The organism is Bradyrhizobium paxllaeri, from assembly GCF_001693515.2.
GTDB lineage: Bacteria > Pseudomonadota > Alphaproteobacteria > Rhizobiales > Xanthobacteraceae > Bradyrhizobium > Bradyrhizobium paxllaeri.
Genome location: NZ_CP042968.1, coordinates 3884052 through 3907042 on the forward strand (window position 1 = coordinate 3884052; position 22991 = coordinate 3907042).

At 64.1% G+C, this 22991-nt stretch carries 24 protein-coding genes; 12 read left to right on the forward strand and 12 right to left on the reverse strand.

The window, feature by feature from the left end; translation table 11 throughout:
• Window positions 1-5 precede the first annotated feature (5 nt).
• The 6 genes from rsmA to lptF form a co-directional block, all read right to left on the reverse strand.
• Window positions 6-872, reverse strand: a complete 867-nt coding sequence (rsmA, locus tag LMTR21_RS18495; RefSeq protein ID WP_065755059.1) for a 16S rRNA (adenine(1518)-N(6)/adenine(1519)-N(6))-dimethyltransferase RsmA — start codon at window positions 870-872, stop codon at window positions 6-8.
• Complete coding sequence (gene pdxA / locus LMTR21_RS18500; RefSeq protein ID WP_065755058.1) at window positions 869-1873, reverse strand: 4-hydroxythreonine-4-phosphate dehydrogenase PdxA; 1005 nt, start codon at window positions 1871-1873, stop codon at window positions 869-871. The genes rsmA and pdxA overlap by 4 nt, the downstream gene beginning before the upstream one ends.
• 3 nt (window positions 1874-1876) lie before the next feature.
• Window positions 1877-2818 carry a peptidylprolyl isomerase gene (locus tag LMTR21_RS18505; RefSeq protein WP_430642567.1) on the reverse strand — a complete coding sequence of 314 codons (942 nt, stop codon included), beginning with the start codon at window positions 2816-2818 and terminating at the stop codon, window positions 1877-1879.
• Window positions 2819-2892: 74 nt separating this feature from the next.
• Window positions 2893-5289, reverse strand: coding sequence for an LPS-assembly protein LptD (locus LMTR21_RS18510; protein ID WP_187399400.1), 2397 nt, complete (start codon window positions 5287-5289; stop codon window positions 2893-2895).
• Between the two features lie 98 nt (window positions 5290-5387).
• Window positions 5388-6485, reverse strand: coding sequence for an LPS export ABC transporter permease LptG (gene lptG / locus LMTR21_RS18515; RefSeq protein WP_065755056.1), 1098 nt, complete (start codon window positions 6483-6485; stop codon window positions 5388-5390).
• Entirely contained in the window at window positions 6482-7651 is a 1170-nt protein-coding gene (gene lptF / locus LMTR21_RS18520) for an LPS export ABC transporter permease LptF (protein WP_065755055.1), read from the reverse strand. The genes lptG and lptF overlap by 4 nt, the downstream gene beginning before the upstream one ends.
• Before the next feature lie 347 nt (window positions 7652-7998).
• Between lptF and LMTR21_RS18525 the strand changes: the two genes are divergently transcribed.
• The 3 genes from LMTR21_RS18525 to LMTR21_RS18535 all read left to right on the forward strand — a co-directional run bounded on the left by LMTR21_RS18525 (window position 7999) and on the right by LMTR21_RS18535 (window position 10624).
• Entirely contained in the window at window positions 7999-9501 is a 1503-nt protein-coding gene (locus tag LMTR21_RS18525; RefSeq protein WP_065755054.1) for a leucyl aminopeptidase, read from the forward strand.
• Between the two features lie 15 nt (window positions 9502-9516).
• Window positions 9517-9969, forward strand: coding sequence for a DNA polymerase III subunit chi (locus LMTR21_RS18530; protein WP_065755053.1), 453 nt, complete (start codon window positions 9517-9519; stop codon window positions 9967-9969).
• Between the two features lie 160 nt (window positions 9970-10129).
• A complete protein-coding gene (locus LMTR21_RS18535; protein ID WP_065755052.1) occupies window positions 10130-10624 on the forward strand; it encodes a hypothetical protein in 495 nt (164 codons plus the stop codon).
• A 77-nt stretch (window positions 10625-10701) separates the two neighbouring features.
• Here the strand turns inward: LMTR21_RS18535 and LMTR21_RS18540 are convergent, their stop codons facing one another.
• From LMTR21_RS18540 to LMTR21_RS18550, 4 genes are all read right to left on the reverse strand, one after another.
• Window positions 10702-11019 (reverse strand): helix-turn-helix domain-containing protein, encoded by a 318-nt coding sequence (locus LMTR21_RS18540; protein ID WP_246175662.1) that lies wholly within the window; start codon window positions 11017-11019, stop codon window positions 10702-10704.
• A 123-nt stretch (window positions 11020-11142) separates the two neighbouring features.
• Window positions 11143-13002 carry an ABC-F family ATP-binding cassette domain-containing protein gene (locus LMTR21_RS18545; RefSeq protein WP_065755050.1) on the reverse strand — a complete coding sequence of 620 codons (1860 nt, stop codon included), beginning with the start codon at window positions 13000-13002 and terminating at the stop codon, window positions 11143-11145.
• A gap of 123 nt (window positions 13003-13125) precedes the next feature.
• Window positions 13126-13296, reverse strand: a complete 171-nt coding sequence (locus LMTR21_RS40070; RefSeq protein WP_187399371.1) for a hypothetical protein — start codon at window positions 13294-13296, stop codon at window positions 13126-13128.
• A 207-nt stretch (window positions 13297-13503) separates the two neighbouring features.
• Window positions 13504-13752, reverse strand: a complete 249-nt coding sequence (locus LMTR21_RS18550; RefSeq protein ID WP_065755302.1) for a sulfur globule protein precursor — start codon at window positions 13750-13752, stop codon at window positions 13504-13506.
• A gap of 322 nt (window positions 13753-14074) precedes the next feature.
• On the opposite strand from LMTR21_RS18550, the gene ndk reads away from it, so the two are divergent.
• From ndk to LMTR21_RS18585, 7 genes are all read left to right on the forward strand, one after another.
• A complete protein-coding gene (ndk, locus tag LMTR21_RS18555) occupies window positions 14075-14497 on the forward strand; it encodes a nucleoside-diphosphate kinase (RefSeq protein WP_065755049.1) in 423 nt (140 codons plus the stop codon).
• A 61-nt stretch (window positions 14498-14558) separates the two neighbouring features.
• Entirely contained in the window at window positions 14559-15398 is an 840-nt protein-coding gene (locus LMTR21_RS18560; RefSeq protein WP_065755048.1) for a TerC family protein, read from the forward strand.
• A gap of 176 nt (window positions 15399-15574) precedes the next feature.
• Window positions 15575-17917, forward strand: a complete 2343-nt coding sequence (locus LMTR21_RS18565) for a xanthine dehydrogenase family protein molybdopterin-binding subunit (RefSeq protein WP_065755047.1) — start codon at window positions 15575-15577, stop codon at window positions 17915-17917.
• Window positions 17918-18102: 185 nt separating this feature from the next.
• The gene (locus tag LMTR21_RS18570) at window positions 18103-18357 is read left to right on the forward strand and encodes a hypothetical protein (protein WP_347339178.1); all 255 of its coding nucleotides are present in this window, start codon (window positions 18103-18105) and stop codon (window positions 18355-18357) included.
• Window positions 18358-18594: 237 nt separating this feature from the next.
• Window positions 18595-18909, forward strand: a complete 315-nt coding sequence (locus tag LMTR21_RS18575; protein WP_028346460.1) for an ArsR/SmtB family transcription factor — start codon at window positions 18595-18597, stop codon at window positions 18907-18909.
• Between the two features lie 2 nt (window positions 18910-18911).
• Window positions 18912-19376 carry an SRPBCC family protein gene (locus LMTR21_RS18580; RefSeq protein WP_065755046.1) on the forward strand — a complete coding sequence of 155 codons (465 nt, stop codon included), beginning with the start codon at window positions 18912-18914 and terminating at the stop codon, window positions 19374-19376.
• A gap of 36 nt (window positions 19377-19412) precedes the next feature.
• Window positions 19413-19832: a GFA family protein gene (locus tag LMTR21_RS18585; protein WP_065755300.1), complete on the forward strand. Its 420-nt coding sequence runs from the start codon at window positions 19413-19415 to the stop codon at window positions 19830-19832.
• A gap of 36 nt (window positions 19833-19868) precedes the next feature.
• Here the strand turns inward: LMTR21_RS18585 and LMTR21_RS18590 are convergent, their stop codons facing one another.
• Window positions 19869-20231 carry a LysR substrate-binding domain-containing protein gene (locus tag LMTR21_RS18590; RefSeq protein ID WP_065755045.1) on the reverse strand — a complete coding sequence of 121 codons (363 nt, stop codon included), beginning with the start codon at window positions 20229-20231 and terminating at the stop codon, window positions 19869-19871.
• Between the two features lie 68 nt (window positions 20232-20299).
• A complete protein-coding gene (locus tag LMTR21_RS18595) occupies window positions 20300-20692 on the reverse strand; it encodes a LysR family transcriptional regulator (RefSeq protein ID WP_065755044.1) in 393 nt (130 codons plus the stop codon).
• Window positions 20693-20815: 123 nt separating this feature from the next.
• Here LMTR21_RS18595 and LMTR21_RS18600 point away from each other — a divergent pair, with 123 nt between their 5' ends.
• Both LMTR21_RS18600 and LMTR21_RS18605 read left to right on the forward strand, forming a co-directional pair.
• Complete coding sequence (locus LMTR21_RS18600; protein WP_065755299.1) at window positions 20816-21772, forward strand: hydroxymethylglutaryl-CoA lyase; 957 nt, start codon at window positions 20816-20818, stop codon at window positions 21770-21772.
• Window positions 21769-22986 (forward strand): CaiB/BaiF CoA transferase family protein, encoded by a 1218-nt coding sequence (locus LMTR21_RS18605; protein ID WP_065755043.1) that lies wholly within the window; start codon window positions 21769-21771, stop codon window positions 22984-22986. Before LMTR21_RS18600 ends, LMTR21_RS18605 begins: the two co-directional genes overlap by 4 nt.
• Window positions 22987-22991: the final 5 nt, after the last annotated feature.

The window sequence follows — 22991 nt, forward strand, 5'->3', positions numbered from 1 at the left end:
ACTCCTTATACGGCGTTTGCTTTTGTCTTTCGTATATCGGCCAATTCACGGGCCATGGCAACAAAGCCGGAAACCGGAATGGTTTCGGCGCGCCGTGTCGGATCGATCTGCGCGGCGGCGGCGAGCCGCGTCGGATCGACCGACAGCGATTTGAGGCTCTGCCGCAGCATTTTCCGGCGCTGGCCGAAGGCAGCGGCCGCGACCTGTTCGAGCGTGCGGCGGTCGCAGGGCTCCGGCGCCGCGCGCGGCACCAGGCGCACGACCGAGGAGGTGACTTTCGGTTGCGGCACGAACGCGGCCGGCGAAATGTCAAACAGGATCTTGGTCTCGCTACGCCAGTTGGCGAGCACTGCGAGCCTGCCATAGGCCTCTTCGTTTTCCTTGGCGACGATGCGCTCGGCGACCTCGCGCTGAAACATCAAGACCATCATGTCGTACCAGGGCGGCCATGGCTCGATCGAGAGCCAGTCCACCAAAAGCGCGGTCGCGATGTTGTAGGGCAGGTTGGCGACGATTTTTGCACGCTCGCCGCCGAGCATCGGACGGGGATCGAAAGTTTGTGCGTCGGCGTGCACGATCTCGAGCCGGCCGGGATAGCGTTTGGCGATGTAGTCGAGCGGCGCCAGCGCGCGCTCGTCGCGCTCGACCGCGATGACGCGCTTGGCGCCGAGCGCGAGTAGCGCGCGCGTCAGTCCGCCGGGGCCGGGGCCGACCTCGATGACAACAGCGCCTTCGAGGGGACCTGCGGCGCGCGCAATCCGCGCGGTGAGGTTGAGGTCGAGCAGAAAATTCTGGCCGAGCGATTTGCGGGCCGAGAGGGAATGTTCGCGGATGACCTCGCGCAGCGGCGGCAGATCGTCGATCGCGCTCATTGAGGCTTGGTCGCCGCCATGCGCGCGGCGAGCCGCAATGCTGCGGCAAGACTAGACGGATTGGCCTTGCCGCTGCCGGCAATGTCGAAGGCGGTGCCGTGGTCCGGCGATGTCCGGATGAACGGCAGTCCGAGCGTCACGTTGACGGCGTCCTCGAACGCAATGGTCTTGATCGGGATCAGCGCCTGGTCGTGATACATGCAGATGGCGCAGTCGTAGTTCTTGCGCGCCGCGGCGTGGAACATGGTGTCCGCGGGCAGCGGGCCGCGCGCGTCGATGCCGTCCTTGCGCAGGATGTCGACGGCGGGGGCGACGATCTCGATGTCCTCGCGGCCGAGCGAGCCGTCCTCGCCGGCATGCGGATTGAGGCCCGATAGCGCCAGGCGCGGAGAGCCAAGGCCGAAATGCGCTTTCAGATCGGTGGCCGCAATCCGCGCCGTGCTCACGATCAGCTCGGTCGAAAGCTGGGCCAGCGCCTCGCGCAGCGACAGATGGATGGTGACGGGAACGACGGCGAGCGCCGGCGACCACAACATCATCACCGGCTGCGGCAGCTTCCCGCCATCGGCGGCCAGCTCGGCGAGAAACTCGGTGTGGCCGGGATGGCGGAAGCCGGCGCGGTACAGCACGCTCTTGGCGATCGGGTTGGTGACGACGGCGCCGGCGCGGCCTTGCCGGACATGGTCGACCGCCATGCGGATGGAGGCGAGCACCGCGCCTGCACTGCTGTCGTCGGGCTGTCCGGGGCGCGCGGTTGCGGTTTCGCCGGTCGCGACCACGGGGAGGGCGTTCGCAAAGGCGGCGCCCGCTTCCTCAGGGGCGGCATCGGCGAGTTCGACCGGCAATCCCAGGATCTTCGCACGCTCCGCGAAGAAGGTGCGGTCGCCGAGCAGATAGAACGGCGGCAGGTCTAATTCGCCGCGCCGCCGCCACGCTTCAAGGGCGATGTCGGGGCCGATGCCCGCGGGCTCGCCGGATGTCAGCGCGAGAGGCTTTGCCATGAATCAACGACATTCGATCATTGCGGCCTTGCGGAGGTCGTTCAGATAGGATTTCGACTTCGCCTCGTATTTCTGGGCGTACATCTTTTCCCGGATCTCCCGCTTCTTCGGCGTATCGATCTTGGTCGGCTTCCGTTCGCACAACGCCACCATTTCCACGCCCTGCTTGGTGATTTCGGGCGGGGTCAGGCGGCCGACCGGCGTCTTGTCCAGCAATTCGCGCAAGGGGCCCGGAATGTCGGCCGAGGTCTTGGTGACGATGTCGCGGATCGCGGCGTTCTGCATCGACTTGAAGTAGGAGTTGGCCTGCTCGCAGGACTGCACGCGCTCGCGCAGCGATTCCGCCTCCTTGCGCCGCTGATCGATCGCGCCTTGCGCCGAGCCGCGCGGCACGATCAGCACGATCGGCTGCAGCTTGTACTCGAATGCATCCACCTGCGTCGACTCGCCGCCTTGCTCGGCGGCGGCGTTCACGTCCTTCTCGCCGACTTGCAGGCTCTCCTTGAAGCGGCCGCGCACCAGGCTGCCCCAGACCATTTCGGCCTTGAGGCGGGCCTTGAGCGTTTCCGGCCGGACACCCTGGCTCTCCAGCGATTTGGTGAGCTGATCGGGCGTCAAACGCATCCGCTGGCTCATTCCCGAATAGGCCTGATCGAGGTCGCTCCCGGTAGGATCGACGCCGAACCGCTTGGCTTCCTTGATCTTGACCTTGTCGCTGATCAGCTCGTCGATCACTTCCTGCCGCGGCATCTGCTTGCGCGTGGTCAGGAAGTTGAGCTTGGTGCGCTGCTCGATATCGAGGCTGGTGATGGGTTCGCCGTTGACCATGCAGGCCACCTGCTGCGCGGGCAATGGCGAAATACCGCCCGCCAGCATGGCGAGCGTGATGGCGCAGCCGGCGGTCAGGGAGCGAAGCCTGAGATGGAAAAGCGTCATGGTCGTCATGTGATCATGTCAGCCGTATCAACCAATCGTACCGCGTTGCGCGGGGTACTGTCCGGCAAGGTTAAGGCCTCACGCTACTGGATGCCGTTGCTGCCGGACGTCGTGGACGAATTCGCAATGGTCCGCAGGCCAATCTGCAGCATGAAAGCGTGATTGAGCACCGGCGGCGTTGTCCCGGCCTGGTAGGTATAGGACGTGACGTAGTTGGCGGCCAGCACGAAGCAATCGTCCACATAACCGGCGCCGATGATGTACTGGTTCAGCTTGTTGGCTTCCAGATCCCATCGCGCGCCGCCTGATACCACCCAGTTCGACGCCAGCTTGATCGACGCGGTGCCGAGCAGGCCTTCGCGCCGGGTCAGATAGCCGAGTTCCGGCTGGGCGGCATAGTTGCCGTACAGCATGCTGACCGACCAGCGGTCGAACGAAGCGCGTCCTTCGGCCTCGAAGCGATTGACGTTCCAGGTCGCCTCATCCATGCGCGAGCGCACGCTGAATGTGTAGGTCCGGTTCGGCGAGTAATTGACGCGGGCGACGTAGTCGGACCGGGTGTTTTGCAGGCCGGAATCGAGGCCGGTGTTAGTCGCATCCCGCACCGCATACGAATTCAGGCCGAACAACTGGTAGGACTGGCCGAACAGCACATTGACGCTGCCGCCGCGGTCGAACTGCGTCGTCGACTGAACGCCGACATTGGCGCGGCCGCCGCCTTCGACGCGGTCGTAGCCGGAAAACTTGTCGACGGCGAACAGGTTGGAGGCGTCGAACACCATGCTCTGCGCGTCTTCGTTCGGCAGGCGGCCGGCGTAGGTCTCGTTCGGACGAGCGATGACCTGCGCGATCGGCTCGATCGTGGTCGTGCCCCACGGCTGAACGTTGATGAAGGGGTAGCGATATTCGAGGCCGACCGCTGGCATCAGGCGTAACGCCTCGGTGTCGCCCACAGGCAGGAAGTTCGAAACGCCGGGCTGGTTCGAGATCGAGGCGCTGACGGCGTCGGCGCGCATGATCGCAAACGGCGTCCAGATCTGGCCGATGGGATCGGTGTACGAGCGCCGCCACTGCGCTTGAGCCGTCAACCGCGTATAGGTGCCGGGCATACCGCGCAGCAGGCACTGCGAGGGAATCCGGGCCAGCGGATCGGCCGATGCGTTCAGGCACAGGCCGTTGGTGTTGGCCAGCGTCGTGATCGGGTCGAAGGCCGCGGTCGTGCGCGACAGGCTCGTGAAGTTCGTCTGGTAGCTGACCTCACCGCCGAGGATCGGGTGGTTGATGACGTTGGAATAGTCGATCACCGGATGGATCACCGGCACCTTGTCCTGGTTGCCGGAGTAGGAGAGGTAATAGATCGTGCGCGCATCGAAGAAGCTGCGATTGCCGACGCCGGTCAGATAGAGCTGCGAGATGGCTTCCGTCGGCAGGCTCAGGAACGAGCCCAGCGGATCCTTGTACTGCGCCAGCCGGTAGTCCGAGAAGAAGTAGTAGTCGGACAGCAGGACGCCGTCCCAACCCCACACCCATTTGTCGTTGAGCGCGAACTGGCCCTTGGTGTCGACGCCGCCGCGGAACTGGCGGTCGCCGGGCTGGCCGGTGAACGCACTCTGGTCGAGCTGGTCGATGCCGTAGGCGCGGATCTGATACGAGCCGTTGATCAGGCGCTGGCGGAATTCGCCCTGGAACAGCACGCCCTGCCGCGTCGTGAAACGCGGATTGAAGGTCGCGTCGTAATCCGGCGCGATCGCCCAGTAGAACGGGGTTTCGACCGCGTAGCCGTAGGTCGAGTTGGTGCTGTAGGCCGGCATCAGGAAGCCGGTCTTGCGCTTCACCGTCGGGTCGGGCGTCGAGAAATACGGCAGGTACGCCATCGGCACGCCGAAGAACTCGAGCTGCGCGTTTTCGAAGTACAGCATCTTGTCGGTCTGGTCGTGGATGATGCGTGCACCCTTGACCTGCCACAGCGGCGGCTTCTTCGGATTGTCCTTGCACGGCGCGCAGGCGGTATAGACGCCGTTTTCGAACACGGTGTAATTGCCCGCGGAGCGGTCGGCGCGCGTCGCCGCCATGCGCGTGTCATCGGGCGTATCGACGCGCAGCGAATCGACGAACCCATCACGGTAGTCGTCGCTCAGGTCCATGATGTTGGCGTAGGTGACTTTGCCTTCCGCATCCGTCAGGCGGATGTTGCCTTCCGCGTGCAGCCGCTTGGTCTTCTGGTCGTAGATGACCTTGTCGGCTTCCACGCTGGTGCCGTTGTAGAACATCTGCACGTTGCCGACCGCCGACACGCGCTGATTGTTGTAGTCGTAATCCACCTCGACCGCTTGCACGAGCATCCGGCCGTCATTGTTGACCGGCCGCGGCGGCGGCTTGGGCGGACGCGGATTGTAGGTGAAGCTTTGCGCGTGAGCCGGCACCGTCAGGGCAAGCTCAAGCGAACCCGCAAACGCCAATCCGGCGAGCAGGGCAATCATTGGTACGCCAACGGCAGCCAAACGGGCTCGATAGCGGCGCACGATTGTGCTCCGCCTGAACGCAGGCGACCTCAACTGGCGGGCGGCGACAACGGCCACTACCCGTCCTCCTGGTACAGCAAGGCTAAGAAACCGGTGAGGCCACCCACACAGACGGGTAACCACGCCGCAGCGATGGGATGCATCAACTCAGCCTTGCTCAAATCCTCAGTAACTTTCGATAGAACATAGAGCAGAAAGCCTGCGCCCACGCCACTCAAAACCATCTTTTGCACGCCGCCCATCCGGAAGAAGCGAAGGCTCACAGAAGCGGCCAACATCACCATTGCAGCCAGCAAAAATGGCTGTGCGATGAGCTTATGGTACTGCAGACGGTAGCCTGCGGTCGCGAAGCCCGAGCTTTCGGAAGAGCGGATATAGCCGGGCAGTTGCCAAAAGGACACGGTTTCGGGGGTGGAGAAACTGTTGCGGACCTGGGCCGGGGTTAGGGTGGTCGTGAGGTAAAAGCTCTCCTGATCAACCGGAGGTTTATCAAGGGAGTATCTGCGTACCGATTTGAAGGCCCAGCGGCCTTCCTCGAGGGCCGCTTCGCGCGCTTCGATTCGCTCCTTGAACTGGAGGTCGGTATCGAATCGGAACACGGTCAGTCCGGTCAGCCGGACACCCTGCTGCTCGCTGCGCGCGGCGTTGATGATCGACTGGCCGTCGCTGTTGATCTGGTTCAGCCAGAAGCCGGATGCATCCTGGATGCCGCCGCCGGGCGCCGAGCCGAACAGTTCGGCCTCCATCCGCTTGGACAATTCGCGCAGGTTCGCCGACATCGGGTTGTAGGCGACGGTGGCGAGGGTGCCGAGGATGATCGAGCTTGCCAGCGCCGGCGAGATGAACTGCCAGGCGGATACGCCGGCCGCGCGGGCGACCACCAGCTCGAGCCGCCGCGACAGCGCCAGATAGCAGGTCATGGCGCCGATCAGGACGCAGAACGGCATCAGCTTTTCGAGCAGTTGCGGCACGCGGTACAGCGAGGTCTGCGCCACCGTGATCGCAGATGCCGACGCCAGCCCGGAGGTCTTCCGGACCATTTCGATGTAGTCGACCAGCACCAGCAGCACGAAAATGCTCGCAAACACGCCCACCGCCGAGACCAGGAAGCGGCCGGCAAAATATCGCCCCAGCGTGTTGGTCATCATGCTCATGCGGTGGCCGGCCGCCCAAAGAGCCGCGCGAGGCGTGCGTTCGACCTGTTGATGGCCTCCATCAGGGCGGCCGGCGGCTCCACCACGACGCCGCCGACGATCATCCACATCCCGATCGCGATGGCGGCGAACAGCATCGAATACTGGACGAGCGCCATGATCGGCGTCTTCACTGCCATGACCGAGCAGGCAAATCCCGCCATGCGCAGGCCGAACACCGCCAGGATGGATCCACCGATCGAAAAATTGCGGCTCTGCCGTGTCGTGCGCGGGGTGCCGAGGAAGGCAAAAGTCAGGACGGCGAAGGCGAAGGGGTAGACCGGGGCAAGTATGCGGTCATGCAGTTCGGCGCGAAACTGCCCGGACAGTTGCTTGAAAACCGGGTCGTCCTCCGACGGCGAAATCAGCTCCCAGAGATAGCGTTCGCGAATTCCGAGCGTGATGTCGCGGCCGCGGTTGGAGAATTTCGACATGTCGAAAGCGTAGCGGCCGAAGGCCACCAGCGCCGGATCGCGCTTACCCGCCTCGAAACGTTCGAGGTTGCCGTCCTCCAGCACCAGATAGGAGCCGTTTTCGTTTTTCAGCACCGTGCCGTGGTCGGCTATGATGGTGACGCGCTCCTTGGGATCGCGGCGGTCGTCAACGAAGATGCCGGCGAGCACACCGCCGGGCTGCCGTTCCCGGATGCGAATCGTCAGGTTCTGGTCGAGCTGGGCGAAACGTCCGGGCTGCAGGATGTTGGTCAGCACGTCGGCCGTGATTTCGGCGTCCCATTGCTTGATCCGGCGCAGGCCGTCGGGAGCGAGATAGGCGCCGATGAAGGTGACCAGCAGCGCCACCACACACGTGGCGAAGAAAAATGGGCGGAACAGCCGGTACGGCGAAAAGCCGGCGGCATTCATCACGATGATTTCGGAATCGGTGGCGAGCTTGTTCAGTGTATGCGAGATCGCAATCATCAGCGCGATCGGGGCGATGATCAGAACCAGCGCCGGAATCACCAGGCTGGTGATGCCGAGGAAGGTGATGATGGTCTGACCCTGGCTCGTCATCAGGTCGATGCCGCGCAACGCCTGCGTAATCCAGATCACGCCGGTGAGGCTGACTAGGACCAGCGCAAACGACGCGAGCGTCGTGCGAAAAATGTACCTGTCGATCGACCCCATCGTTACCGCACGATCCCACCTTGTGCGCCCAGAGGGCAGCTTCCGACCAATCCCTTTGTTGAGGGTTCCCCTTTGGTCGGGCCGCCTTTACTCAACCGTCTCATTCTCATTACCATCCCTTTGATCCGTCAACAAAATGGCCGTGCCGTGGCACCCCCTCGATATGGATAATAATTCATTTCTTGTGGCGTTCCGGTCACGGCAGCGCTTGGCAGCGCGGCGGCTGACAGGCCATAGTGGCGAAAACATCAGGTCCGGAGCGATTTGGGCCGTTACCGAAGAGAACATTCCATAACGCGGGACCGATTCCGACCCGCAAGACAGCCCTGAATTCTGGAGGATTACCTATGTCCGACGCCGTCAAGGTCGGCTTTGTCGCCTTTTCCACAGCCCCCCGCGGCGTTCTCGTGGTGTTTTGCGACGACGCGTTGAAGTTCGGCGAGGCGACGCGGAAGGCGCTGGGGAAGGCATCCGATATCGTCAAACGGGCGGCGGCGGCCAACCAGTTCAAGGGCAAGAGCGGCTCGACGCTCGATATTCCGGCGCCGGAGGGGATCAAGGCAGAGCGCCTGATCGTCGTCGGCGTCGGCAAGGCGGCCGATGTCAAGGAGAAGGATTTTCTCAGGTGCGGCGGGGTGACGGCGGGCAAGCTCAACGCCGCCAGCGAAGCGGTCACCGTGATCGCCGAACTCCCTGAGGGGGCGATGCAGCCCGATTCTGCCGCCGCGATCGCGTCGGGCCTTCGGCTGCGCGCATACAAGTTCGACCGCTACAAGACCAAGAAGAAGGACGGCGAGAACGGCGAGCTGCGCGCCGACGTTTCGATTGCCGTCGAGGATGTCGCAGCTGCGCGGAAAGCGTTCAGCCCGGCGTCCCATGTCGTGGACGGCGTGATCATTGCCCGCGAACTCGTCAACGAGCCGCCGAACGTGTTGTACCCGGTGGAATTCGCGCGCCGTGCCAGCCAGCTCAAGAAGCTTGGCGTCGATGTCGAGGTGCTCGACGTCAAGGAGATGAAGAAGCTCGGCATGGGCGCCTTGCTCGGCGTGGCGCAAGGCTCGACCCAGCCGGGCCGCACCGTGATCATGCGCTGGAACGGCGGCAAGAAGGGCGATCAGCCGGTTGCCTTCGTCGGCAAGGGCGTCTGCTTCGATACCGGCGGCATCTCCATCAAGGGCGCCGCCAGCATGGAGGACATGAAGGGCGATATGGGAGGCGCGGCCTGCGTGGTCGGGCTGATGCACGCGCTTGCGGCGCGCAAGGCGAAGGTCAACGCGGTCGGCGCGATCGGCCTGGTCGAGAACATGCCGGACGGCAACGCGCAGCGCCCCGGCGATATCGTCACCTCGATGTCGGGACAGACCATCGAGATCATCAACACCGACGCCGAAGGCCGGCTCGTGCTCGCCGACGTGCTCTGGTACGTGACGAAGAAGTTCAAGCCCAAATTCATGGTCGATCTGGCAACGCTCACCGGCGCGATCATGGTCGCGCTCGGAACCGAATATGCCGGCATGTTTTCCAACAACGACGAGCTGGCTGACAGGCTGAGCAAGATCGGAACCGAAACCGGCGAACGTGTCTGGCGCATGCCGCTCGGTCCCGAATACGACAAGCAGATCGATTCGCAATTTGCCGACATGAAGAACACCGGCGGCCGCCACGGCGGTTCGATCACCGCCGCGCAATTCCTGCAGCGGTTCGTCGACAACACGCCGTGGGCGCATCTCGACGTCGCGGGAACCGCGATGGGCGCGCCGAAAACCGACATCAACCACAGTTGGGGATCCGGCTACGGCGTTCGCCTGCTGGATCGGCTGGTCGCGGAATATTACGAAGCCACGAAGTAGTTCGGTCGCAGCCGCATGACGGAAGTCCTGTTCTATCATTTGCAGGGCATGTCGCTCGAAAGCGTATTGCCGCCGCTGCTGGAGAAATCGCTCGAGCGCGGCTGGCGCGTGGTCGTGCAGTCGACTTCGCCCGAACGCACCGAGGCGCTCGACGCTCACTTATGGACCTACAGCGACGATTCGTTCCTGCCGCATGCCACATGGCGTGCCGGCGATGCGCAGGACCAGCCGATCATCCTCTCGATCGAGGACGGCAATCCCAACCGGGCCAATGTCAGGTTCCTGATCGACAATGCGGCGTTGCCGCCCGATTGCGACAGCTACGAACGGGTGGTGCTGGTGTTCAACGGCGACGACGCCGACGCGCTGACCGCGGCGCGCGGCGCCTGGGCCGATTGCAAGGCGAAGGGTTTCGAGGTGACGTATTGGCAGGCCGATGAACGGGGCCGCTGGCAACGGCGACAATAGCGAATCCATAGGAATTAATGATAATCTGCGGTTTCTGCGCCGGACCTTGCGGGCAGCCATGGTCGTGCCGCAAAGTGATGGTCGGACAAGCCGTTACAATCAAGAGCGGGAGCGTGGGTTTAGCGTGCGACGCGGAACGATCAATCGAAAGCCATTGTTGATGTTGTTGCTGCTCGGGCCCGCGCTGGCGGGTTGTGCGGGTGGAACAGATCTGCTTTCGAAGGATGCGGACTGGTTTTCGCGCTCCGGCCGCGTGTTCATTCGCAACGTGTCGATCGAAACGCCGCCGCTCACCCCGACCAAACAAGTCGGGCCGGATGAACTCGTCGCGGCCGATGGCGGCTGTCCCGGCATGGCAGCGCCTGGGACCGATGCCACTGCGCTGGCCGCCGGCAGCCCGCCGCCCTCGACGACGGGAACGGTGGCGCTCGGTCATACCGAATGCGACGTCGTGCGCGGTATCGGCGCGCCCGACAATGTCAGCCTTTCCAACAATCCGCGCGGCGATCGCGTCGCGGTCGTCACCTATTCGCGCGGTCAGCGCGCCGGCCTCTACACCTTCACCGCGGGACGCCTGACGTCGATCGAGCGCGCACCGGAAGCGGCGGCGCCGGCGAAGGGTGCCAAGCCGAAGAGGAAGCCGGCGGCGACGTAAACGTTGGCCTCAGGCCAGGTCGCCTGATTCCAAGCCGCAGTATCGGCGTGATGGTGGACCGTCGTCCCCTTGGACAGCTATGCAGCCGATCGTCGCCCGCGCGTTGGCGGCGGCGCAATAAGCGCTTCTGCCGGGATACCCCACTCCCGATGCAGCCTCCACGCCATTCCCATGGTCAGGGGACGTTTTCTGGCGAGGATGTCCGATGCGCGCTGGCGCGAGCCGAGCAGACGGCCAAGATCAGCTTGGGTATAGCCGCCCATTTCCATGCGGTAACGGATCGCATCTATCGCGCTGGGCGGCTCGATCGGCCAGCGCTTACGCTCATAGTCTTCGATGATCAATGCGAGAAGATCGAAACGATCGGCCTCCGGCGTTCCTCGTTTCGGCTCCATTTCGAAGTATCGCTCGATCTCTGCGAGTGCCGCGTCATAGTCGGCTTCGGAGCGAAGCGGGCGGCTTATTTTTTTCGCCATGAAACGGTCTCCGGATCGATACGGTCATAACGAAGTTCCAGTCTAGCTGGCTTCGTCGAATTCCGAACTGGCCTCCAGCCAATCTTCCTCAGCGCGCCGCAGCGCGCTTTCGGCGCCGGCGCGGGCCTTGCTGAGTTGCGCGGCCTGCTTGGGATCGCGCGTAAAGATATCCGGCAAGGCGAGGGCGGTGTCGATCTTGGCAATGATGCCGTTGATGCGCTCGATTTCGGCCTCGGCTTCGGCGATGCGCTGCTTCAGCGGCGTTCGTCTCTCGTTTCTGATGCGCTCGGGCTTTGCGGTCTCTTTAGGGCGTTCGCGCGAACCGTTGCGCGGCTCGCCGATCGACAACACCAGTCGCCTGTAATCGTCGAGGTCTCCGTCGTAGCTCGTCACGGTCTGATTGGCGACCACCCACAACTGATCGGCGCAGGCCTCGATCAGATAGCGGTCGTGCGAGACCATGATGACGGCGCCGGGGAAATCGTTGATCGCCTCCGCCAGCGCCGCGCGGCTGTCGATGTCGAGATGGTTGGTCGGCTCATCGAGGATGATCATGTTCGGGGCGAAGAAGGTGGCAAGCCCGAGCAACAGCCGCGCCTTCTCGCCGCCGGACAGGCTCTTGACCAGGGTGTCGCCGGCCTTGCCGGAAAATCCGATCGCGCCCGTGCGGCCGCGGATCTTGGTTTCCGGCGCGTCCGCCATCAGCCTGCGGACGTGATCGTAGGGCGATGCATCGAGGTTGAGCTCGTCGACCTGATGCTGCGCGAAATAGCCGACCGAGAGTTTGTCCGCCCGTGTGACCCGACCGGAGAAAGGCCGCAGCTTGCCCGCCAACAGCTTGACCAGCGTCGACTTGCCGTTGCCGTTGGAGCCAAGCAGGGCGATGCGGTCGTCGGTATCGACGCGCAGCGTGACGCGATTGAGCACCGGCTTTTGCGGATCGTAGCCGACCGAGACGTCATCGACCGCGATGATCGGCGGCGATAGCATTTTCTCCGGCGTCGGGAAGGTAATTTCGCGTACGTCCTGGGTCACCAGCGCCGTGACCGGCTTCATCCGTTCCAGCATTTTTACGCGGGACTGTGCCTGACGCGCCTTCGAGGCCTTCGCCTTGAAACGGTCGACGAAGGCTTGCAGCCGCTTGCGCTCGTCGGCCTGACGCTTGGCATGCTTGGCGTCCAGCATCTCGCGCATGGCGCGCTGTTCCTCGAACGAGGAATAGGTTCCCTTGTAGAGCATCAGCTTGCCGCGATCGAGGTGCAGGATCTGGTCGACCGACGTGTCGAGCAGGTCACGGTCATGGCTGATGACGATGACGGTGCGCGGATAGTTGGCCAGATGGTCCTCCAGCCACAGCGTGCCTTCGAGGTCGAGATAGTTGGTCGGTTCGTCCAGCAACAACAAATCGGGCGCCGAAAACAGCGTTGCCGCCAGCGCCACCCGCATGCGCCAGCCGCCGGAGAATTCCGAACACGGCCGGCCCTGGTCGGCGGCGGAAAATCCGAGGCCGCTCAGAATCGCCGCGGCGCGCGCCGGCGCCGAGTGCGCGTCGATGTCGACCAGCCGGGTCTGGATTTCGGCGATCCGGTGCGGATCATCGGCGGTTTCGGCTTCATGGAGCAGCGCGTCGCGCTCCAGATCTGCCTTCAGCACGACATTGATGAGGCTTTCGGGACCATCAGGCGCTTCCTGCGCCAGGCTGCCGATGCGCCAGCGCGGCGGTAGGGTAATGCTGCCGGACTCGGTTGGGAGGTCGCCGCGGATCGCGTGAAACAGCGTCGATTTGCCGACGCCATTGCGGCCGACGAAGCCGACGCGGGCGCCGGGCACGATCTGTACCGTGCTGTCGTCAATCAAAAGACGCCCGGCGATCCGGATCGAAATATCGGATATGGATAGCATGCGGCGTTGTCACCGGAGCCGGCGCCAAACGCAACCTGATTATTGGCAAAATCTATCGGAGGATCGGCAAAGCCTATCGACGTATCTGAAAAGTCTATCGACAAATCAGACGTTCAGCACGGCTCAGTGCAGCTCGTCATCGCGGCGGCGCAGCTCATCGACGAGTTCGCGCAAACGTGGCGGCAATTCGGTTTCGGTACGCATGTTTTGCTGCAGCCGTTCGCCGATGGCGTCGCAGATCGACACGCAGGTCTTGTGATCGATTTGCTCAAAATCATTGATTCGGGTATCCATGGGCGGCCTCTGACGAGTTCCACCTCGCAGTGCTCGCAAGGCTTGAATTGTATTTGATGGATCAAGTCATAACGGTGAAATTGGTTTCCCGTGCAGAGCCAATGTATTCGCGTGCAAGTAGTCGAATCGCCCGCGGCCATTGGGTTCCACACAAAAAAGCCCCGGCGCAGCGGCCGGGGCGTCAGTCTGGGGGGAGCTCAAATCAGGTCAGTAACAGCGGTTCACCAGCCGCCAGCGCGGGCCCCAGGGGGTTGGAACCAGCCGCCGCGCGTAGCAGCCACCATAACCGCCGGCGTAATAGGCCGGGCCGCCGATGAAGACGCGGGGGCCACCCCAACCGTGATGATGATGCCAGCCGCCATGGTGCCAGCCGCCGGCCGAGGCCGCTGTCGGCGCCAGCGCGGCTGCACCCAGCGAAGCCGCGGCCGCTGCAACCAGCGAGAGTTTGCGTAACATGATCGTCTCCTCAAAGTTTCGGCGCCACTTGGCACCATCAGTGAGATCGGGTCCCATGACGCCCGGGGCCGGCGGATGCGCGTGCCCTGCGTTCGATCGTCGGTAAGTCTACGGCCGCGAAGCTGAATGGAGGCGCCACGGCCGCTTCAGACAGGGTTCACCTCGATGAAATTGCTGTAATCTCCGCCCCAACGGGGCGAAGTGCCGCACGAAAAGGCGCCCAAAAGGGGTGGCGGGCGCGTCAACGGTCGCTTGCCGTCGTGAGGTCGCGCCGATATAAGCCCCGCAACTCACCCATCAGCGTTTTGTAAGGACGTAAGCAATGGCGATTGAACGCACTTTCTCGATCATCAAACCGGACGCGACCGCGCGCAATCTGACCGGCGCCGTCAACGCGCTGATCGAGAAGGCCGGCTTGCGGATCGTGGCCCAGAAGCGCATTCGCATGAGCCGCGACCAGGCGGAAACCTTCTACGCCGTTCACAAGGCGCGTCCGTTCTTCGGCGAACTGGTCGACTTCATGACCTCGGGCCCGGTCGTGGTGCAGGTGCTGGAAGGCGAGGGCGCCATCGCCAAATACCGCGACGTGATGGGCGCCACCGATCCGTCGAAGGCGGCGGATGGCACGATCCGCAAGGTTCACGCGAAGTCGATCGGCGAGAACTCGGTGCACGGTTCGGACGCGCCGGAGACGGCCGCGATCGAAATCGCGCAGTTCTTTTCCGGCAACGAAATCGTCGGCTAATTTTATCGGACAGCGGCCGCAGTAGCCGCGAGCAACGGCTGAAGGCCGAGGGGGGAACGCTGTGAACTGGCTGTGGCAATTCTTCGATCCTGCTGTTATCTCGGCATTCTTCACCCAGTTCCATGCCGAGATGCAGACGCCGGCCTTCTGGGTCGCGCTCGGCAAGATCATGTGGATCAACATCCTGCTGTCGGGCGACAACGCGCTTGTCATCGCGATGGCGTGCCGCAGCCTGCCGCCGCGCCAGAAGTTCTGGGGCATGATCCTCGGCGCCGGCGTCGCCGTTTTCTTGCGCATCATCTTCACCGGCATCGTCGTGACGCTGATGGGGCTGCCGTTCCTCAAGCTGGTCGGCGGTCTCGCGCTGCTCTTCATCGCGGCGAAACTGCTGGTGCCTGAACACGAGGGCGAGGGCGACGTCGATGCGGCTTCGCATTTGTGGGCGGCCGTGCAGATCGTGGCGATCGCCGATATCGTCATGAGCCTCGATAACGTCATCGCGGTCGCCGCGGCCGCCAATGGCAGCATACCGCTGCTGGTCATCGGGCTTGCCATCAGCGTTCCCTTGATTGTCGCGGGTGCCGCGCTGATCATGGCGCTGCTCTCGCGTCTGCCCGCTTTGGTATGGGCCGGCGCCGCCTTGCTTGGCTGGATCGCCGGCGAGGTGATGGCGACCGACCCTGTCGTCCAGCCGTCGATGCACGCGTTCTTCAACGGCCCGGTCGGTGTCGGCCTCGATGGCGTGCTCAAATCGATCGGCATCGGGCCACAGTTCGCCAATGGCGGACACGGCGGCGAGGTGATCCTCGGACTCCTCGGCATCGCCGTGGTGCTGCTGGTGGGATCGATCTGGCGAAAGCGCAAGCTGCAGGGCGCGGCCGAGCATTCTGCTGCGGCATAACGCAACCGCTTCGATTGCAAATAGCGGCGCGGGCAGGAGCCCGCGCGCGCGGCCCGGATGGCGCGCCTTGGGCCTTCATGGCCGTCTCGTCCGATAGAGGGCGTGGGGAAATGCCGGGCGCGCTGACGCCGGGCTAGCGATTGCCTTTGCGGCCGCGCGGCTCCATACAGTTTCACATGACCGAACCGTTATTGGGGCGCAGCATCGACCGCCTTGAAGACGCACGCTTCGTGCAGGGGCGCGGGCGCTATGTCGCCGATCTCGTGGCGTCAAATACGCTTCATGGCGTCGTCGTTCGCTCGCCGCATGCGCACGCCCGCATCGCCGCGATCGATGTCGAGGCGGCGCGCAAGATGCCTGGCGTTGCCGCCGTGCTGACGGGGGCCGAACTGGCAGCCGACGGGATCGGCCCGATGCCGTGCGCGGTGACCGCGATCCCGATGACGACGCCGCTGGTGGTGCCGCCCTATCACGCGCTGGCGCACGATGTCGTTCGTTACGTCGGCGAGCCGGTCGCGTTCGTGGTCGCGGCAAGTGCCGAGGCCGCGCGCGATGCCGCCGAGGCCGTCGTGGTCGATTATGACCCGCTGCCGCCGGTCGTCGCGATCGCAGATGCCATCTTGCCGGACGCCCCGTCGATCTGGCCCGAAGCCAAAAGCAACATCGCGTTCCAGTTCAACCGAGGCGATATCGGCCCGGTGGCAGCGGCGATCCGCGACGCTGCCCACGTCGTTGAATGCGAACTGGTCAATAACCGCGTCGTCGCCGCACCGATGGAGACGCGCGGCGCGATCGGGGAATTCGACGCCGCGAGCGGCCGTCTGCATCTGACCGCTTCGGCCGCGGGCGCGCATGCGATCCGCGACCTGCTGGCCGGCGGTGTGTTTCGCATCGGCAAGGAAAACCTTCGCGTCAGCATTCCCGATGTCGGTGGCGGCTTCGGCATGAAGAACGTGCTCTATCCGGAATGGGTGCTGGTGCTGTGGGCGGCGCGCCGGCTCGGTCGCCCCGTCAGGTGGATCGGCGACCGCAGCGAGGATTTCACCGGCTCTGCGCATGGCCGCGACAGCCTGATCCGCGTCCGCCTTGGGCTTGATCGCGACGGCCGCTTCCTCGCGCTCGAGACAAAGGTGTTCGCCAATCTCGGCGCCTATGTTTCCACGGTGGCGCCGGCCGTGCCGACCATGGCGATGGCCAGCGCGATGGGCGGCGTCTACGACATTCCGCTGATCGCATTCGAGACCAAAGGCGTGTTCACCAACACGACGCCGGTCGATGCCTATCGCGGCGCCGGCAAGCCGGAGGCGAACTATCTGATCGAGCGCTGCATCGATATCGCAGCTTACCAACTCGGGATGGATGCGCTGAAGCTGCGGCGCAAGAACATCATGCGCCGTTTTCCCTACGCGAGCGCGATGGGGCTTACGGTCGAGCAGGGCAGCTTTGCCCACGCGATCGATCACGCGGCCACCGCCGTGGAGGGCTTCAAGGCGCGCCAGAAAAATTCGCGTAAGCAGGGCCGGCTGCGCGGCCTTGGCCTAGCCTGCTTTCTCGAAACCGCGCGCGGCCAGCCCAATGAAGTGGCCGAGGTGAGCTTTGGCGAGGACGGCCTGATCGATTTGAAGGTCGGCACGCATTCCAGCGGGCAGGGCCACGAGACCACCTACGCCTCGATCGCGGCCGATGCGCTCGGCCTGCCGCTGGAGCGCTTCCGGTTTCGGCAGGGCGACACCGACGATCTCGATTCCGGCGGTGGCCATGGCGGGGCGCGCTCCATGCACCAGGGCGGCACCGCGCTGGTGATGGCGGCGGAAGGGCTGATCGACAATGCGCGGCGGCTGGCCGCCCGTCTGCTGCAGGCCAGTGTGGATGCGGTCCAGTATGAAGCTGGCGTGCTGCGGGTGGCCGCGACCGGGCAGGAGATCAGCCTCGACGAGGTGGCGCGTGCCTCCTTTCAGTCGGCCGGCGACGACGTCGCGCCCGGGCTGGCGCACAAGGCGACCCATTTGTGTGACCGCTACACCTTTCCAAACGGCTGCCATGTCGCCGAAGTCGAGATCGACCCGGCGACCGGCGAGGTCAGGCTCGATCGTTATGTCATCTTTGATGATTACGGCCGTCTGCTCGATCCGCGCCAGACGCTGGGGCAGGTCCATGGCGGCGTGGTGCAGGGCATCGGCCAGGCGTTGTTCGAGCAGGCGCTGTTCGATACGGAGACGGGGCAGATCCTGTCGGGCTCGCTGATGGACTATGCGCTGCCGCGCGCCGGCGATCTTCCGGCATTCGAGAGCGATCTCACGCCTGACTTTCCAAGCCGCGCCAACCGGCTTGGGGTGAAGGGCAGTGGCCAGGCCGGCGCCATTGCGGCCCCAGCCACCATCATGAATGCGGTGATGAATGCGCTGGCGCCGCTCGGCGTGCGGCATCTCGACATGCCGGCCACGCCCTCTCGCATCTGGCAGGCGATCCAGACGGCGGCGCGCTCGTCGGACTCCGCACGAGCGGCCGCGGCGGACTGACACGCCGCGGCTGCTGTTTGCACCAATGGCTATATTTGCTGCATTTGAGCCAATCGTTATCCGTTCCCCGAACGTGCACCATTACGCGCAATTAAAGGTGTAAGGCTAAGTCATCCACCGGACAGACCGTACGATTATGGCTGATACCGTTTGTTGTCGCCGCGCGACCCTGAGGACTATCGGTGATGAGAACGCCCGATGCGCTCTCGCTGTCCTCCAAACGAATCGAGCAGATCATGCAAAAGCGGCGCCGTTTCAAACATACAACCACCCTCGAAGAACGCCTGGCCAAAGAAGCCAAGCAGCTACGCGAAGAAGCCGGGCTGCTGCCGCCGGGCCCGGTTCGGGACGGCCTGTTGCGGAGAGCCCGTCAGGACGAGACGGCCTCGCACATGACCGAGTGGTTGAACTCGCGGGGCTTGCAGCCGCCGCGAGGATAGTGCCGTTCAAGCAAACGGCTCTGCGTACCGTCGCGCAACCAGATCAATGGCGAAGCCTTCGGTCGCGCGTCCGTCGCCTTTTGTCGGCCATCGCTTTTCGCTGACGGGCGCATAAGCGAGCCCGCCGGTCCTGATCGTCCATCCCCAAGCACAGCAAGGTGACGAATGGACTGATGATGCTGTCGTTGACATGCAGGTATTTACCTGCATATTGTCTCCTCGATACGAGTGAGACCGATGCAGGCCGACAAGGTTTTCAAGGCGCTGGGCGACCCGACACGCAGAAAGCTGCTTGATCTTCTTTGCGAGAAGAATGGGCAGACGCTCGGCCAGCTTTGCGAAAACCTCGACATGGCCCGGCAATCCGCCACGCAGCACCTCGAAATCCTCGAGGCGGCCAATCTGGTGAGCACGGTGAGGCGGGGCCGGGAAAAGCTGCATTTCATCAACCCAGTGCCGCTGCACGAGGTCTACGAACGGTGGGTCCGGAAATTCGAACGACAGCGGCTCAGCCTGCTGCACGATCTGAAGAAAGAACTCGAAGGAGAGTGACGATGAGCAAAGAGACGACCAGCTTTGTCTACGTGACCTATATTCGCTCGACGCCGGAAAAGGTGTTCGAGGCCATCACGAAACCGGACATCGCAAGGCGTTACTGGGGCCACGAGAACGTCTCTGACTGGAATCCCGGATCGAAATGGGAGCACGTCCGCGCCAATGACGCGCGAACGGTCGAACTCGTCGGCAAGGTCGTCGAGACCTCGCCGCCGACCCGTCTCGTCATCACCTGGGCGAATGCCTCGCAGGCCTCCGATCCTTCCGCCTACAGCCGGGTGACGTTCGAGATCGAGGAATACGAGGAGATGGTCCGGCTGACCGTCACCCATGACGAACTCGAAGCCGGCAGCGGGATGGCGAACGGCATCAGGAAGGGTTGGCCGGTTGTCCTCGCCAGCATGAAATCCTTGCTGGAAACCGGCCACGGCCTCGATGTTTTCGCCAAGCCGAAATCGGCCTGATCTCTTGCTGCATCAACCAGGAACGGGAGAATGACAGTGACAAAGCTTTATGCCGGCGGATGTGGGTGCGGCGCGATCCATTATGAGACGAGCAGCGAACCCATTGTCGAAAGCCACTGCCAATGCCGCGATTGCCAGAAACGGAGCGGCACGGGGCATGGATCCTATCTGGTCTTTCCCCGCCGAGCCGATGTGACGATTACGGGCGAAGCGAAGGAATGGAGGGTAGCGGGCGACAGCGGCAACGAAAAGCTCCATGCCTTCTGCCCGACCTGTGGAACGCCGGTCTACCTGACATTCGTCGCCATGCCGGAACTGATAGCGGTCCACGCGACCAGCCTTGACGATCCCAGCCAATTCCATCCGCAGATGGTCACCTACGGTATCCGCGGCCACGCCTGGGACACACTGGCTTCCTCGTTGCAGAAATTCGAGCGAATGCCGCCGCCCGGATAGATTGCGCGCAGGGCTCGTGCTGCGGGAATCCCGAACCTAGATCGCGGCGCGTTTGCCCCGCCGGCCGTTTCCTTTCGCCGGCCATCGCCCTGTGCTGACGGCCGAGCGGACGACCTCGATCATGGTCTTGCGCACCTCGAGGAAAGCTTTCGTCAGTGGCCGGTCCACGAGGGAAACCAGTGCGAGCGCGCGCGTCAGCGGCGGATCGATGATGCGGCGCGCGTGATATTTCCCCGCCGCGAGGTCGGCGAGCACGCTGGCGCGGGCGAGGATGGCACAGCCCAATCCGGCTTCGAGCGCCATGCGCAGCGCCGACAAGGAATCGACTTCGAGCGTGTCGCTCGGGATGATCTGATTGCGCAGAACCTGGGTCTGGATGATGGCGCGCGACGCCGGCATTGGCGTTAGTCCGAGCACGCTTCGTTGCGGAATGTTGGAGAAGGCAACCGGAGACGATGATCGCCCGATCACAGCGCCTCGACCACCGTCAGGTGCACGCCCGGGGATTTCGTTCGCACCGCCTTCATGACATCGAGCGCGACGATGGAGATCGCGGTGTGGCTGAGGCCGATGCAGACCGGACCCGTCGCGGCTTCGTTGTAGGTCCGCACATCCTCTTCGGCCTTGCCGAGCGCCGACAGCACCGCGCTGGCGTGCTCGTAAAGCCGCCGGCCGGCCGCGGTCAGCGCGATGCCGCGCGGCCGTCGCTCCAGCAGCTTGACGCCGAGCTCGGTTTCGAGCGCGGCGACGTGATGGCTCAGCGCCGACTGCGCGACGTTGAGCGCCTCTGCGGCACGCGACAATACGCCGGCATCGGCGATGGCGATGAAATAGCGAAGCTGCCGCAATCCGAGTGCCATTGAATAGCTCTCTGCTATCGAAATATCAGAACAATTTGATCTTCATATTATATTTGTCAGATGTCTGGGCGCGCGGCAAGCTGGCCTGCAATCAACAAGGATTATCCCAGGGAGCGCCGGCGCATGGACCTGCCCGACAGCGTCGTCATCACCGAGGAGGGGCCTCGCGAAGGCTTTCAAATCGAGCCGGGGCCGATCGCGACCGCCGACAAGATCGCGTTGATCGACGCGCTCTCCGCCTGCGGCCTGCGCCGGATCCAGGTCGGCTCCTTCGTCAATCCGAAGCACGTTCCGGGTTGGGCCGACGCGGAAGCCGTGATGCAAGGATTCTCCCCGCGTGAAGGCGTCGAATACTCCGCGCTGTGGTTCAATGAGGGCGGGCTAAAGCGCGCGCTCGCGTTCGAGGGCAAACTCGCGCTCGCCGGCTTCATCTCGCTGAGCGCGTCCGAGCCATTCGCGATCCGGAACCTCAATCGCGACCGTGCCGGACAGATCGAAGCCTTGAGCAACTATGTGCGCGTGCACCGACAAGCCGGTGTGCCGATTGCCAAGATCATCGTCATGGCCGCGTTCGGCTGCAATTTTGCGGGCGACGTCCCGCCGGCGAAGGTCGTCGAGACGGTGGTGGACGGGCTCGCCATTGCCCGCGAAGCCGGTGTGGATGTACGAGACGTTTCGCTCGCGGATTCCATGGGGTGGGCCACGCCGAGGCGTGTGGCGGCCGCCGTCGGTGCCGTTCGCGAGCGCTGGGACGATTTACGGATCGCGCTGCACCTCCACGACACCCGCGGGCAGGGCATCGCCTGCGCCTACGAAGGGCTGCGGCTCGGCGTCACCGCATTCGACGCGGCGGTGGCGGGGCTCGGCGGCTGTCCGTTTGCCGGCCAGCCGGGCGCGCCGGGCAACATCGCCACCGAAGAACTCGCTCTGCTGTGCGAGGAGATGGGCATCTCGACGGGCCTAGACATCGAGGCGTTGATCGAGGCCGGGCGGCTTGCCGAGCGGATCGTCGGACACCGGCTGCCGAGCGCCGCGTTGCGATCGGGAACGCTCGCCACATTCAGGAGACGCGCTGCATGACGACGTCCTCCAAACCGCTTGCGGGGCTGAAAGTGCTCGATTTCGGCCACACCATCATGGGGCCGTGCGCCGGCGTGCTGTTTGCCGATCTCGGCGCCGATGTTGTGAAGATAGAACCCGCGGACGGCGATCCGACGCGGCGGCTACCGGGCTTTGCCGCCGGCTTCTTCGCGACCTACAACCGGAACAAGCGCTCGATCGCGATCGACCTGAAGCGGCCGGAGGGACAGGCGGTCGTGCATCGGCTGGTCAGGGATGCCGATGTCGTGCTGGAGAATTTCGGTCCGGGCACCATCGAGCGCCTCAAATGCAGTTGGGAAGATCTGCGCCAGATCAATCCGCTTCTCGTCTATCTCTCGATGAAAGGGTTCCTGAAGGGACCGTACGAGAACCGCGGCGCGCTCGACGAAGTCGTGCAGATGCAGTCCGGGCTCGCTTACATGACCGGCCCGCCGGGCCGGCCGTTGCGCGCCGGCGCGCCTGTCATCGACATTCTCGGCGGCGTGTTCGGCGTCGTGGCCGCGTTGTCGGCGCTGCGCGAGCGCGACGTTACCGGCGTGGGGCAGAAGGTTGCGAGTTCGCTGTTCGAGAGCGCGACCTTCATGCTCGGCGCGGTCGTCGTCGGCAGCGCGGTGACGGGCGGTCCGATGCCGCCGATGCCGGCACGGAAAAATGCCTGGGGCGTGTATGACGTGTTCACCGCTTCCGACGGCGGTCAGGTCTTCATCGGCTGCACCTCTGATGGCCACTGGCAGCGCTTTTGCGATGCGTTCAGCTTCGACGAATGGCGCGACGATCCAAGGCTTACCGGCAACGCCAATCGCTGCGAGGCGCGCGAATGGGTGCTGCCCGAACTGGAGCGGCGGATCGCCAAATTGCCGCTGAACGTAATCCTCGCAAAGTGCGAAACGGCCCGCGTCGCCTATTCGCGGGTTGGACGGCCCGACGAACTCTCGATCGACCCCCATCTGCTAGCCAATGGCGGCCTTCTTGCGACCGCCGTATCGGCGTTCGGCGGTGGGCCGCTGGTTGGAATTCCGGCGCTGCCGGTGGAGTTCGGCGAGGCACGCGAGCGCCCGGGCCTCGCGCGGCAACCGCCGCGGGTCGGCGAGCACGCCGACGAAATCCTGCAAGCGGCCGGATATTCGGAGCGTGAAATTGCGGACTTGCGTTCGGCCGGCGTGCTGGCGGCGGTGGTGAGCGTGCCCGCATAGCAAGC

Bases quoted from the DNA above. Each gene is read 5' to 3' on its own strand.
- LMTR21_RS18595 (WP_065755044.1), bottom strand. From the start codon at position 20,692: ATGGCACTCGGATTGCGGCAGCTTCGCTATTTCATCGCCATCGCCGAT.
- LMTR21_RS18575 (WP_028346460.1), top strand. From the start codon at position 18,595: ATGCAGGCCGACAAGGTTTTCAAGGCGCTGGGCGACCCGACACGCAGA.
- LMTR21_RS18605 (WP_065755043.1), top strand. From the start codon at position 21,769: ATGACGACGTCCTCCAAACCGCTTGCGGGGCTGAAAGTGCTCGATTTC.
- ndk (WP_065755049.1), top strand. From the start codon at position 14,075: ATGGCGATTGAACGCACTTTCTCGATCATCAAACCGGACGCGACCGCG.
- LMTR21_RS40070 (WP_187399371.1), bottom strand. From the start codon at position 13,296: ATGGATACCCGAATCAATGATTTTGAGCAAATCGATCACAAGACCTGC.
- LMTR21_RS18525 (WP_065755054.1), top strand. From the start codon at position 7,999: ATGTCCGACGCCGTCAAGGTCGGCTTTGTCGCCTTTTCCACAGCCCCC.
- LMTR21_RS18570 (WP_347339178.1), top strand. From the start codon at position 18,103: ATGAGAACGCCCGATGCGCTCTCGCTGTCCTCCAAACGAATCGAGCAG.
- LMTR21_RS18580 (WP_065755046.1), top strand. From the start codon at position 18,912: ATGAGCAAAGAGACGACCAGCTTTGTCTACGTGACCTATATTCGCTCG.
- LMTR21_RS18550 (WP_065755302.1), bottom strand. From the start codon at position 13,752: ATGTTACGCAAACTCTCGCTGGTTGCAGCGGCCGCGGCTTCGCTGGGT.
- lptF (WP_065755055.1), bottom strand. From the start codon at position 7,651: ATGGGGTCGATCGACAGGTACATTTTTCGCACGACGCTCGCGTCGTTT.
- LMTR21_RS18535 (WP_065755052.1), top strand. From the start codon at position 10,130: ATGTTGTTGCTGCTCGGGCCCGCGCTGGCGGGTTGTGCGGGTGGAACA.
- rsmA (WP_065755059.1), bottom strand. From the start codon at position 872: ATGAGCGCGATCGACGATCTGCCGCCGCTGCGCGAGGTCATCCGCGAA.
- LMTR21_RS18565 (WP_065755047.1), top strand. From the start codon at position 15,575: ATGACCGAACCGTTATTGGGGCGCAGCATCGACCGCCTTGAAGACGCA.
- LMTR21_RS18530 (WP_065755053.1), top strand. From the start codon at position 9,517: ATGACGGAAGTCCTGTTCTATCATTTGCAGGGCATGTCGCTCGAAAGC.
- LMTR21_RS18540 (WP_246175662.1), bottom strand. From the start codon at position 11,019: ATGGAGCCGAAACGAGGAACGCCGGAGGCCGATCGTTTCGATCTTCTC.
- LMTR21_RS18600 (WP_065755299.1), top strand. From the start codon at position 20,816: ATGGACCTGCCCGACAGCGTCGTCATCACCGAGGAGGGGCCTCGCGAA.
- LMTR21_RS18510 (WP_187399400.1), bottom strand. From the start codon at position 5,289: ATGATTGCCCTGCTCGCCGGATTGGCGTTTGCGGGTTCGCTTGAGCTT.
- lptG (WP_065755056.1), bottom strand. From the start codon at position 6,485: ATGAGCATGATGACCAACACGCTGGGGCGATATTTTGCCGGCCGCTTC.
- pdxA (WP_065755058.1), bottom strand. From the start codon at position 1,873: ATGGCAAAGCCTCTCGCGCTGACATCCGGCGAGCCCGCGGGCATCGGC.
- LMTR21_RS18505 (WP_430642567.1), bottom strand. From the start codon at position 2,818: ATGACGACCATGACGCTTTTCCATCTCAGGCTTCGCTCCCTGACCGCC.
- LMTR21_RS18545 (WP_065755050.1), bottom strand. From the start codon at position 13,002: ATGCTATCCATATCCGATATTTCGATCCGGATCGCCGGGCGTCTTTTG.
- LMTR21_RS18590 (WP_065755045.1), bottom strand. From the start codon at position 20,231: ATGCCGGCGTCGCGCGCCATCATCCAGACCCAGGTTCTGCGCAATCAG.